The sequence below is a fragment of the Pantoea sp. sgz302252 genome (assembly GCF_042610525.1).
Classification (GTDB): Bacteria; Pseudomonadota; Gammaproteobacteria; order Enterobacterales; family Enterobacteriaceae; genus Erwinia.
In genome coordinates this window covers 117,902-127,663 of the sequence record NZ_JBHDVM010000014.1, presented here as the reverse complement: position 1 = coordinate 127,663, position 9,762 = coordinate 117,902, and the positions used below count along the sequence as shown (strand labels likewise).

The following is a 9,762-nucleotide window of genomic DNA, read 5'->3' as shown; positions in this document are numbered from 1 at the left end:
GCCGGATCCTGCTCAAGGATAAGTGAATTAAGGCCCTGAATGGTCTGCTGCATCTCTGCCGGTACGTCCGCCCGCGCCATTGAAGGCATCACGGAAAGCAGCGGCGTTAAAAATTGGCTCCAGATAAGCACCCAGGCAATAAACCTGCGCGATCTTAATTCAGTAAACATAATATTCACTCATCCCTGAGAATAAATTTTCCGTTTCACAACAGGCAGGCCTTGCCTGCCTTTTTAAGGCTCTTCAGGCATTCAGATGTCGTACAGCTCCTTGATTTTTTCCTGGATAACTTTGTAGCCCGCGTAGTTAACTACCGAGCACAAGGTATCCAGCTTCATATCCAGCTTCATGGTATAAACACGCTTAGCATCGTTATCCATGATGTTCTTATTGACATTAAGGAAGCTGTAGCCTTCGCCAATTTTGATGTAGTCCTGCGAGTACTTATGATATTTCTTTTCACCTGCCTGACGCAGGAAGTTAAAATGATCGACGCACTGATTATTGCTTGAGATCACCGGATTAACCGGCACTATTTTGCTGTTCCCTCTGGAGTACTTAATGACAGGCTGCGGGTTAACCGCTGCCGTTTGTTTTGTCTCGCCCGATGTTTTTGTTGCTGCATGCTTATTTGTTCCGGACGAGCAAGCAGAAAGCAACACCACAGCCATAATGGGAAGAACTCTTAATAACATGCTGACTCCATTTTTAAATTGGCACCGAACCTTACGTCCAGCGCCAGGCTTATCCTTAAATCGACCCTAACTTTTTGTTCCCAGACCTTATTCCTATAAACACCTCCATTGCTGTAACAACCTAAAGTACAAATCAGTAAAAATAAAAAGACGGCATTAATAAACTTCCAAAAAGGAGGGAGGCACAGAAAAAAACACTTAAGCAATATAATTTTTTGTGGACTTTACCATAGAGACTTTGATCGGTAAATACGATCAATAGATTTTTTTTGATAGATTTTAACTATTAAATAACTCTTATCGATCGTTACAAACGTTTTCTGTTTGTCAGGAAAGCCATTGCATACTGTTCTATATTTTTACCAGGAGTTAGCATTTTTCATGAGGGAACTATGAAAATTAATCAGCATATTTATGGCAGTAATTTCTTTCTGTGTGCCGGGGTTAACGCTCTACTCGAAACTATATTCAGAGATAACAGCGAGCTTGAAAGTGAAAACTATTACTTTCTGCTTTTCTCCGATCTTTCTCTTACCGATATCCCCTATTGCTGCCGCTATATTGATAAAAGTAAATCCTATATCGTGGTGGGCGACATGAAATTAAAGCCGCTACTTTATGGAATTAACCATTTGAAAATAGAAGGTTTTATTTCCATATCCCTGCCACTTGCGGCCATGCACCACGAGCTTTTTCGTTTGATGAAAAATAAAGAGGCTGCGCGCGCGCCCTTTGCCAGACGTCTTTCGGCGCATCTGACCTTCAGTGAAAGAAACATATTAAGATATATATCAAAAGGACTGACTCCCGCGTCGATAGCAACCTGGACAGGCGTCAGCGTTAAGACCGTCAGTACACATAAGCGCAACATTATGAGAAAACTTAACGTTTCGAGTAACCAGCAGCTTTACATTAAAGCCCTGTTGCTTCAGCAGCCGGAAAAAACCATTCGCTGCCAGCATTCCATATAATTTTCTTAATTTATTGCATTCTTTATGCAAAACGCGTTGCAAAAAAAACCTTACCTTCAATTTATATATTACACAGTTGCTAATAGAATAAAACAACACAGCAACATCAAAATAAAGCCTGGCTTATTTCAGCCAGTAAAGTATCGACTAAATGAACTAAAGGCCGGAAATATTTCATGCCCAGCGCAAAAGCTCATTTTCGGTAACCGCAGCAATATTAAGGTAGAGCAATGCGTGAATACAGATTACTCTGGCTGCTTTGGTTTCTCTGGGCCGCCTGGCTTCTGAACAAGATATTCCCCGATGCCGGAATAATAAAATGGGTCGGTTCGCTGTTAGCGATATCTGTACCGACACTGATTTTTTATCAAACCCTGATGAGAAAAAACAGCATGAAATTTTTTAATCGCACATCAAAAAGTTCGCAAAAAGGAAAGAATAATAAAGTTTCCGTCCCCTTATCGGCAACCGCTCCCCAGGCCATATTTAGCGGCATTGAAGCGAAAAATCGGATAAACGATCGAAAAGCCATTGCTACTGCAGAGAGTGATAAAAGCAGCATTATTGCCAGTATGATGCTGGTAACCGGCAATCTGGAAGGCGCAGGAAATATTGCTATCGAAGGCAAAATCGTGGGCAATATAATTGCTCAGCAGGTTCTTATTGCCGAAAGCGGTCAGGTGAAAGGCGATATTAAGGCGCAATACATTGTCGTTAATGGTCGGGCTGAAGGGAAACTGCACGCGGACACCGTCACGCTACAGCGCGATGGCGTCATAGAAGGAACTATTTTCGCCGACGAGCTTGTTATCGATAAAGGCGGCGTTTTTATGGGGCAATCGCAGAAAAAATCGCTTTCGCCTGCGGATAAAAACCGGGGCAAGGCAAAAGCAGCGGAGGGTGAAAACAGGGGTGCCGACGCCGCACAGCAAAACGAGGCGGGTTAAAGTTTCCAGTTACTCCTCTATTTCCAGCACCTCATCCAGCTGCTGATCCTCCAGCTCTTTCAGCAGCCGGTAAACCTGAGCAACGGCCTTCAGGGTTTCACGCGGTATATAGTCGCCTTCTTCTGTGGTTCTGAACAGCGTACGAGTCAGCCAGACAAAACGGATTACCGGCATCTGCCGATTTTTAGCCTCAGCAATAATATCCTGCGCCTCGTAGCCTTCCGCCTTGAACAACAGACGCGGCAACGGCGTTTCGCCAGCGCGATAGTACAGCCCGATGGCAAAATGCGTAGGGTTGACCAGCACCATATCTGCCTCTTCCACCGCCGCCGCTTTGCGAGGTTTAGGCGCTTCGTTAAGGATTTGATGCGACATGGATTTGCGGTGCCCTTTCATATGCGGGTCCCCTTCGCTCTGCTTGAACTCGTTGCGAATATCTTCGTGGCTCATGCGCTGTTGCTTAAGGAAGAAATACTTTTGCAGGCCAAAATCAAACGCGCTCAGCACCAGCAGCAGCGCCAGCGTTTCCCGCACGATTTTCATAAACAGCGCCAGCACTGCCTGCCAGAAGCCGTTCAGGTCTTCGCCGTAGGCCAGCTGCGCCAGCGGACCTAGATCGGGCTTTATCGCCAGATAGAAAATAAACCCGATAGCAATCGCCTTGAGCAGGCTGGTCAACAGCGTCGTCAGCTGTTTAGCCGAGAACATATTTTTCAGATGGCCGACCGGATTGATGGCGTCAAATTTTGGCGCCAGCGCCTCGGTGGCGAACAGCGGCCCGAACTGTAGCCAGCCGCCCAGAATACGCAGCAGAAAAATCAGCGCGCAGACGATGCCGCAGAAGTAGCAGACTACCATCAGGCCATCCATAACGACTTCCTGCATCGCGTGACTGAAAGGATCGTTAAGGCGTGCGAGCGGCAGCATAATCATCGCCTCCAGCCGCTGCATGCCGCCGCCGACCAGCGCGAAAATGGTCTCCATTACGCCCACGCAAATCAGCAGCTTAGGTATGTCCGGCGTCTGCCCGACCTGACCTTTTTTACGCGACTCTTTGAGTTTTTGGGGCGTTGCGTCTTCGGTTTTTTCCGCCATCAGCCTGCTCCTTTACCAAAAATCTCTGCCAGCTGCGGCACCAGATCTTTCAGGTCAAATAGCCGTTCGCCCGCTACGTAATTTAAGATGGGCAGATAGAGTACAAAAAATAGCATTCCCAGCAGGCATTTAGCAGGCATCGCCAGCACGGTGGCCTGTAGCTGCGGGCTATAGATGCTGAGGATGCCGACGCTAAAATCTACCAGCAGCAGCAGCGCCACCAGCGGCCCGGCGTAGAGCACCATATGGGTGAAAATACCGCCTAACAGATCAAGATAGACTTTCAGGCCAGCCTCATGCGGCAGCGGTAGCCACTGCATTGGCGGCCACAGGCGATAGCTGTCCCAGATGATTTGCGTAATGGTCGACAGTCCCAGCCCGACTACCAACAGCAGGATAATTGACTGCTGCATTAAAAAACCGAGCGGCGTGGCATCTGGCCCCAGCTGTGGGTTGAGCTGGCCGCCCATCAGTGCGCCGCGCTGGTTATCGAACAGTGCGCCTACCGATTCGAATAACCAGAACGGCATTGCCATCAGCAGGCCAATGACCACGCCGATAATCACCTCTTTCATTGCCAGCGCGGCCAGCAAAAACAGCGAGGGATCCTGAGCCGCCAGCTGCTGCTGGATCATCGGCGCGGGAAACAGCGCCAGCGCCAGCACAATGCCGGAGCGCAGGCCGCCCTTAATGGCATTGAAAGAGAAAACGGGCGAAAGCAGCAGGCAGGGAAAAATGCGCGCCATCGCCAGCGTCAGCGCGAGGATAAAGTGATAGCCATCGAAAAGGACGCTGTTCCACATATCAGTACTTCACGTTGGGCATCATAGCGAAAGCGCTCTGCGCCAGTTCGGTCAGCTCCACGCCAATCCAGCGGCCGGTCAGCGCCAGCGCCACGCCAACGGCTACCAGCTTGATAGCGAACGGCAACGTCTGATCCTGTAGCTGCATCACCGCCTGTAGCAGCGAGACAATGACGCCGACAATAACCGCCACAATCAGGGGCGGCGCGGAGAGGATCACCACCAGCAGCATCGCCTGGCGAAAAAGCGTCAGGATATCCATTTTTTCCTCACAGGTAGCTGTAAAACAGACCGTCGAGCAGCCGCGTCCAGCCGCTGACCAGCACAAACAGCAGGATTTTTAGCGGCAGCGAAATCGTCATCGGCGAGACCATTTGCATCCCCAGCGCCAGCAGGACGTTGGAGACGATTAAATCCACCACGATAAAGGGAATAAAAATCAGAAAGCCTATTTTGAAACCGTTTTGCAGCTCCGACAGCACGAAAGAGGGGATCAGCAGCAGCGGGCTGTCGTGCTGAATAGTAGCCGACATCTCTTTCGGCCACATACGCTGTGCGTTTTCCTGGAGATGGATCAGGATATCGGGATCGGTATTTTTTACCATAAACCGTTTCAGCGGCTCTACGCCGTTGCTGACGGTATAGTCGAGCCGTTCGGCAGACTGGGTATCGATCGGCACCGTTTTTACCCGCTGGCTGATTTCATTGAACACCGGCGCCATAACAAACAGCGAAGCGGCCAGCGCAATGCCGTATATCGCCATATTTGGCGGCACCTGCTGCACGCCCATCGCGTTACGGGTCAGCATCAGCACCATAGAGATCTTCAGAAAACAGGTGCAGACGATCATCAGGATCGGCACCAGCGACAGCGCCCCCAGAAACAGGGCCAGCGTCATCGGGTTCAGCGACAGAGAATCCATGCGGCTACGGTGCCAGCGGGCTGTGGCTGGGCAGCATATGGGTGATTTGCAGGCCGAGCCGCCCTTCCACCTCGACCAGCTCGCCTTTCGCCAGCGGATAATCACCGTGGCAAAGCAGCGCTTCGCCTGGCGTGACATTATCTATCATTACCGTCGCGCCTGGCGCCAGGCCGGATAGTTCTCCCAGCGTCAGCCGCAGCTGGCCGCAGCGCACCGACAGCGCCAGCGGTAGTGCGGAATAGTCCGCGGCCTCCGCCGTCGATCCGGTCTCCCATTGAGGATCGGGAGTAATCTGCTGCTCAAACTCGTCAGGGGGCAAAGTCACGTCATGGTTCTCCATCTCGCTAAGGTAAAAATGAGCCGTCGTGCCGGACTGGATCCGCAGCTCTCCGTGCAGCAGGCAACCGGCGCAGCGGATCGCTCCCCGGCCATCCGGGGTAAAACAGGGCCGCTGCGGCAACAGCACGTCGCCGCGCTTTAGTTCGCCTGGCGACAGCATTAATTCGCCGATAATCACCGGCAAAGAGAGCGGCAGCGCCGCCGGCAGCGGCATTTTCTCCTGCCGCCAGCCGGGTTTATCAAGCAGCCGTGCAAGCGTCTGTGCGGAGAGTGCCAGCAGACTGCGCGCCTGTTCTCCGCCCCACTCCAGGGTCATCAACAACAGAAATTCCGCTGCCGTTTGTTCTTCCGTTACACTTATGTGGCCGAACAGCGTCAGAAGTTCGCCAGAAAGTTGGCTTTGCCACCAGGGCCAGTACCAGAGCTGCTCCGGCGCTGTCGCAGGCAGCGCGAAAGTCGGCGTGGCGGACATCAGCGACAGTGCCGCCTGCGCATCGGAAAGCCGCAGGTTGCCCGCTTCGCACCGCCAGTCGCTCATTTCGCCCGGCAGACAATCGTCAGCCAGCTGTAGCCGCAATACGCCCGGTTCGCCGCCAAGTAAATAGGGATAAAAACAGCCCGCGCCGATTTGTTGGCGTAGCCGTGCCGACTGCCTGTCGAGCTTTTTTAACAATAATTTGCTCATGCTTCCGGCTCCGCCGCGCGGCGTTCAAAACGCAGCCGTACCCGGCAAGCCATGCGCTGGCGCAGCGACAGGCGGCAACGTTCCTGATGCGGCAACAGAGCGCGCCACGCAGAGGGTTGCAGCTTTAAAGCGATATCCCAACCGCCTGCGGCGAGCGCCGAGAACCGGGCATCAACATGGCCAAGCTTTGGCAGAATGAACGTCAGCGTCATTTCGCCGGGCTGCCGCTGCTCCGTGGCGGCGAGCAGATCTGTTTCAACCTCTTGCCACATCGCCATCGCAGGCGGTGCGCCAGCCGTGCTGCTTTCGTCCAGCTGCGAAAATCCCTGTTGCTGAGAATCGGGCTGGTTAAAGGTCTGCGGCAGGCCTGGCCTCTCGCCTTCTTCCAGCAGTTCGCTGAATAGCGCATCTTCTTCACGCGCGGGCTTGCGCGGTTCACGGCGTTGCGTAGCGGGCGGTTCGTTCTCTGCGTCTCGTTGCGCGCCGCGTGTTTGCTGCTGGCGCTGCGTTCCGCGCTGCTGCTGCATATGGCGCTCGTTAGTCTGTCGTTGCGTATCACGCAGCTGTTGCAGCCGCTGGTCGGGAAGGCTAATCATTCGCTTACCTCCTGCTGTAGTAAAAATTCCAGTTTTTCCACTTCGCGCTGCCGCAGTTTGGTTTGCTGGCGCGCCTCTGCAACGCGCTGCTGCTGAGCAAGCTGAGCCTGATTAAGCTCCTGCATTTTTAACTCTCCGCTGTGCACTTTTTTCAGCGCCTGCTGCTCCTGCTCCAGCGAGCGTTCCAGCAGATAGCTGGCCTGACGCACGCCGCAGTTTTGTTGCGCGAAGCCTGCGCGTAGCTGGCGATAACCCAGCTGCCGCTCGTGCAGTTGCTCGCCAGCGCGCGCTGTTTGTTCTTCCAGCTCGCGCAGCGCCTGTTCACGCTCGCGCTGCTCTCTTTCACTACGGTTTAAGCGCTGGCGACGTATTGGCAATAGCAGGTTCAGGGTTCGCCGCAGTTCTTCTGCTGTGGCATCGGCGGCAGGCTCTGGTTCAGGGTTAACGTAACGGCGCATAGCGGCTTACCTCGGAAAGCTGGAAACAGGTCTGCTCAAACCCGGACGGCGCACGCATCGCCTGCTGCAAATAGCCGTTGATGGCGCTTTGCGCCTCTACCGCCGCATCCGTCAGCGCATCGTTACCGGGCTGGTATTCACCCAGGCGGATCAGCATTTCTACCTGCTGCCAGGCCGCCATCAATTGGCGGATAGCGGTCGCCTCTTTGATCTGCTGGCGCGCCACCACGTTGCTCATGGTACGGCTGAGGCTGGCAAGAATATCGATGGCCGGATAGTGACCGCGCTCCGCCAGCTTGCGGGTCAGGACGATATGGCCGTCAATCAGCGAGCGCACCTCATCGGCAACAGGATCGTTCATTGAATCCTGCTCTATCAGCACAGAGTAAAGTGCAGTAATAGCGCCGCTGTTGGTTTGTCCGGCGCGCTCAAGCAAAGTAGGTAAAAGCGTATAAACCGAAGGCGGCAGGCCGCCGCGTCCCGGCGGTTCGCCAAGTGCCAGGCCAATTTCACGCTGGGCGCGGGCGAAGCGGGTCAGGGAGTCCAGGATCAGCAGCACGCTTTTGCCCTGCTCACGGAAGGCTTCGGCAATAGCTGTAGCGGTAAAAGCTGCTCTGGCACGCTCCATACTGCTGCGGTCAGAGGTAGCACAAAGCAGTACGGTGCGGCTACGCAGCTCGCTGTCCAGTTCGTGATCGAGAAACTCGCGCAGCTCGCGGCCACGCTCGCCAATCAGCCCGAATACAATGACATCGCATGGCGTGTTGCGCGCCAGTTCCGCCAGCAGCGTAGTTTTGCCACAGCCTGCCCCAGCGAAAATGCCTACGCGCTGGCCGACGCCCAGTGTCAGCAGCCCGTCGATGGCGCGCATGCCGGTAGGCAACGGTGTATCTATTCTGGGACGGGCCGTCGGCGGCGGCGCATCGGCCAGTACGGGCCTGACGTTGTCCGCTTCGCCCGGCAGCGCAAAGGCGCTGACGCTGCCCTCTTCTATTGGACGGCCAAAGCCGTCCAGCACGCTGCCTAATAGTTGGTCGGAGACGCGGATGCTGTGCGGTAAAAACAGAGGCGTGACGCGGGCACCCTGCGCGATGCCATCGAGCTGGCCTAAAGCGGAAAGCAGCGTGTGATGAGGATTGAAGCCCACCACTTCCGCCAGTACCAGCGTCTGGTTTTTACCTTCGATCTGGCACAAATCGCCGATACGGGCATCCGGCAGGCTGCTTTCCAACAAAATGCCGCTGATGCCGGTAATACGGCCATAGACCGCTACCGGCGCAAAACGTGCCAAACGCTGCTGATGGGCGGCAAACCAGGTATCAAGCTGGGTAAAATCAGGCTTCACCAGTTCACCTTGATATGTTCCCGTCCGGCAAATTCGATCTCGCTGGAGGTAATAGCCACCAGCCGCAGGTCGCCGACCTGATCGCCAATAAACAGGCGCTCTCCGCCATCGGTCACCACGTTTGCCCGCTTGCCGGTGGTAATTTGTACAATGCGAAACGGCAGCTTAGCGCTGCGCAGTCGGGTATGGTTAACCAGCTGCGGCAGCACGCTATATTGGGCCTGAAAGCGCGTCAGCATGCGGTCAAGAATTTGCAGCCGCTCTTTACTTAGCTCGCCGTTAAGGATTAATCGCCCTTTATCCATATCGATCTTCACACCAGGCGTCAGGCCGCGCTCACGCAGCATTGCCAGCAGCGGCGGGCGCACTTCCTGTAAGGTTTCCAGGATCTTTCGGCTGGAAGGCGCGGTAGAGGTCTGCGCTACGGTAGGCTGAAGTATCCAGCTGATAATAGTGAAGCTCAGCAGCAGGATCAGGCTGATTGATAAAACCTGGATGCTGCGGGAGAAAAGCCGTGAAGGCGCGGGCGGCGTAGCGGCAACCGTCGCGGCTGGAGCTACGGGCGCGGGCGCAACGGGCTGCGGCGCTGCTCGCATCTCCTCCCATGGCTGTTCCGCCTGCGCCAGGCAAAGCCACACCTCACCCAGCGCGAAAGGCGTATCGGTCGGCAGCGGCTCGAGCAGCGTCAGCGGTTCGCCTTCCTGCTGGCCTATCCTGCCTTCGATACCCTGCAACTGCCAGTGCTCGTCAATAAAGCAGAGCGCAGCATGCTCAGGCAGCACGCCATTGTCGGTCAGTTGCAGGTCGGCCTCTTCGCTCTGTCCCAGCGTCCAGCGTCCGCCGCTAACCGGCAGCGCCGCGCCCTGATGGCGGCCAGTAAGTACGCGTAGCTCAAACATATTCCG

General features: G+C 54.6%; 12 protein-coding genes. 2 read left to right on the top strand and 10 right to left on the bottom strand.

All coding sequences use genetic code 11. From position 1 onward, the window contains the following. Window positions 1–251: 251 nt before the first annotated feature. Window positions 252–695 carry a hypothetical protein gene (locus ACETPC_RS20630; RefSeq protein ID WP_380184353.1) on the bottom strand — a complete coding sequence of 148 codons (444 nt, stop codon included), beginning with the start codon at window positions 693–695 and terminating at the stop codon, window positions 252–254. A gap of 392 nt (window positions 696–1,087) precedes the next feature. Between ACETPC_RS20630 and ACETPC_RS20625 the strand changes: the two genes are divergently transcribed. After that, complete coding sequence (locus ACETPC_RS20625) at window positions 1,088–1,666, top strand: helix-turn-helix transcriptional regulator (protein WP_380184352.1); 579 nt, start codon at window positions 1,088–1,090, stop codon at window positions 1,664–1,666. A gap of 392 nt (window positions 1,667–2,058) precedes the next feature. Beyond that, complete coding sequence (locus ACETPC_RS20620; RefSeq protein WP_380184351.1) at window positions 2,059–2,613, top strand: polymer-forming cytoskeletal protein; 555 nt, start codon at window positions 2,059–2,061, stop codon at window positions 2,611–2,613. A gap of 9 nt (window positions 2,614–2,622) precedes the next feature. Here the strand turns inward: ACETPC_RS20620 and sctU are convergent, their stop codons facing one another. From sctU to ACETPC_RS20575, 9 genes are read right to left on the bottom strand one after another with little or no spacing between them, the layout of a single operon-like run. After that, complete coding sequence (sctU, locus tag ACETPC_RS20615; protein ID WP_380184350.1) at window positions 2,623–3,708, bottom strand: type III secretion system export apparatus subunit SctU; 1,086 nt, start codon at window positions 3,706–3,708, stop codon at window positions 2,623–2,625. Next, window positions 3,708–4,511 (bottom strand): type III secretion system export apparatus subunit SctT, encoded by an 804-nt coding sequence (gene sctT / locus ACETPC_RS20610; RefSeq protein ID WP_380184349.1) that lies wholly within the window; start codon window positions 4,509–4,511, stop codon window positions 3,708–3,710. Before sctT ends, sctU begins: the two co-directional genes overlap by 1 nt. A 1-nt stretch (window position 4,512) precedes the next feature. After that, window positions 4,513–4,773, bottom strand: coding sequence for a type III secretion system export apparatus subunit SctS (gene sctS, locus ACETPC_RS20605; RefSeq protein WP_246761439.1), 261 nt, complete (start codon window positions 4,771–4,773; stop codon window positions 4,513–4,515). A 7-nt stretch (window positions 4,774–4,780) separates the two neighbouring features. Continuing rightward, window positions 4,781–5,434 (bottom strand): type III secretion system export apparatus subunit SctR, encoded by a 654-nt coding sequence (sctR, locus tag ACETPC_RS20600; RefSeq protein WP_380184348.1) that lies wholly within the window; start codon window positions 5,432–5,434, stop codon window positions 4,781–4,783. A gap of 4 nt (window positions 5,435–5,438) precedes the next feature. Further along, window positions 5,439–6,458, bottom strand: a complete 1,020-nt coding sequence (locus ACETPC_RS20595) for a FliM/FliN family flagellar motor switch protein (protein ID WP_380184347.1) — start codon at window positions 6,456–6,458, stop codon at window positions 5,439–5,441. Continuing rightward, window positions 6,455–7,054, bottom strand: a complete 600-nt coding sequence (locus tag ACETPC_RS20590) for a type III secretion system HrpP C-terminal domain-containing protein (RefSeq protein ID WP_380184346.1) — start codon at window positions 7,052–7,054, stop codon at window positions 6,455–6,457. Before ACETPC_RS20590 ends, ACETPC_RS20595 begins: the two co-directional genes overlap by 4 nt. Then, a complete protein-coding gene (locus ACETPC_RS20585) occupies window positions 7,051–7,512 on the bottom strand; it encodes a type III secretion protein (RefSeq protein WP_380184345.1) in 462 nt (153 codons plus the stop codon). Before ACETPC_RS20585 ends, ACETPC_RS20590 begins: the two co-directional genes overlap by 4 nt. Continuing rightward, complete coding sequence (gene sctN / locus ACETPC_RS20580) at window positions 7,496–8,857, bottom strand: type III secretion system ATPase SctN (RefSeq protein ID WP_380184344.1); 1,362 nt, start codon at window positions 8,855–8,857, stop codon at window positions 7,496–7,498. The genes ACETPC_RS20585 and sctN overlap by 17 nt, the downstream gene beginning before the upstream one ends. After that, window positions 8,854–9,756, bottom strand: coding sequence for an FHA domain-containing protein (locus ACETPC_RS20575; RefSeq protein ID WP_380184343.1), 903 nt, complete (start codon window positions 9,754–9,756; stop codon window positions 8,854–8,856). The genes sctN and ACETPC_RS20575 overlap by 4 nt, the downstream gene beginning before the upstream one ends. Window positions 9,757–9,762: the final 6 nt, after the last annotated feature.

What these genes read in the sequence shown, in the direction of transcription:
- ACETPC_RS20595 (WP_380184347.1), bottom strand. Translation starts at nt 6,458, where the DNA reads ATGAGCAAATTATTGTTAAAAAAGCTCGACAGGCAGTCGGCACGGCTA.
- sctT (WP_380184349.1), bottom strand. Translation starts at nt 4,511, where the DNA reads ATGTGGAACAGCGTCCTTTTCGATGGCTATCACTTTATCCTCGCGCTG.
- ACETPC_RS20620 (WP_380184351.1), top strand. Translation starts at nt 2,059, where the DNA reads ATGAAATTTTTTAATCGCACATCAAAAAGTTCGCAAAAAGGAAAGAAT.
- ACETPC_RS20575 (WP_380184343.1), bottom strand. Translation starts at nt 9,756, where the DNA reads ATGTTTGAGCTACGCGTACTTACTGGCCGCCATCAGGGCGCGGCGCTG.
- sctR (WP_380184348.1), bottom strand. Translation starts at nt 5,434, where the DNA reads ATGGATTCTCTGTCGCTGAACCCGATGACGCTGGCCCTGTTTCTGGGG.
- ACETPC_RS20590 (WP_380184346.1), bottom strand. Translation starts at nt 7,054, where the DNA reads ATGATTAGCCTTCCCGACCAGCGGCTGCAACAGCTGCGTGATACGCAA.
- ACETPC_RS20625 (WP_380184352.1), top strand. Translation starts at nt 1,088, where the DNA reads ATGAAAATTAATCAGCATATTTATGGCAGTAATTTCTTTCTGTGTGCC.
- ACETPC_RS20630 (WP_380184353.1), bottom strand. Translation starts at nt 695, where the DNA reads ATGTTATTAAGAGTTCTTCCCATTATGGCTGTGGTGTTGCTTTCTGCT.
- sctS (WP_246761439.1), bottom strand. Translation starts at nt 4,773, where the DNA reads ATGGATATCCTGACGCTTTTTCGCCAGGCGATGCTGCTGGTGGTGATC.
- sctU (WP_380184350.1), bottom strand. Translation starts at nt 3,708, where the DNA reads ATGGCGGAAAAAACCGAAGACGCAACGCCCCAAAAACTCAAAGAGTCG.
- ACETPC_RS20585 (WP_380184345.1), bottom strand. Translation starts at nt 7,512, where the DNA reads ATGCGCCGTTACGTTAACCCTGAACCAGAGCCTGCCGCCGATGCCACA.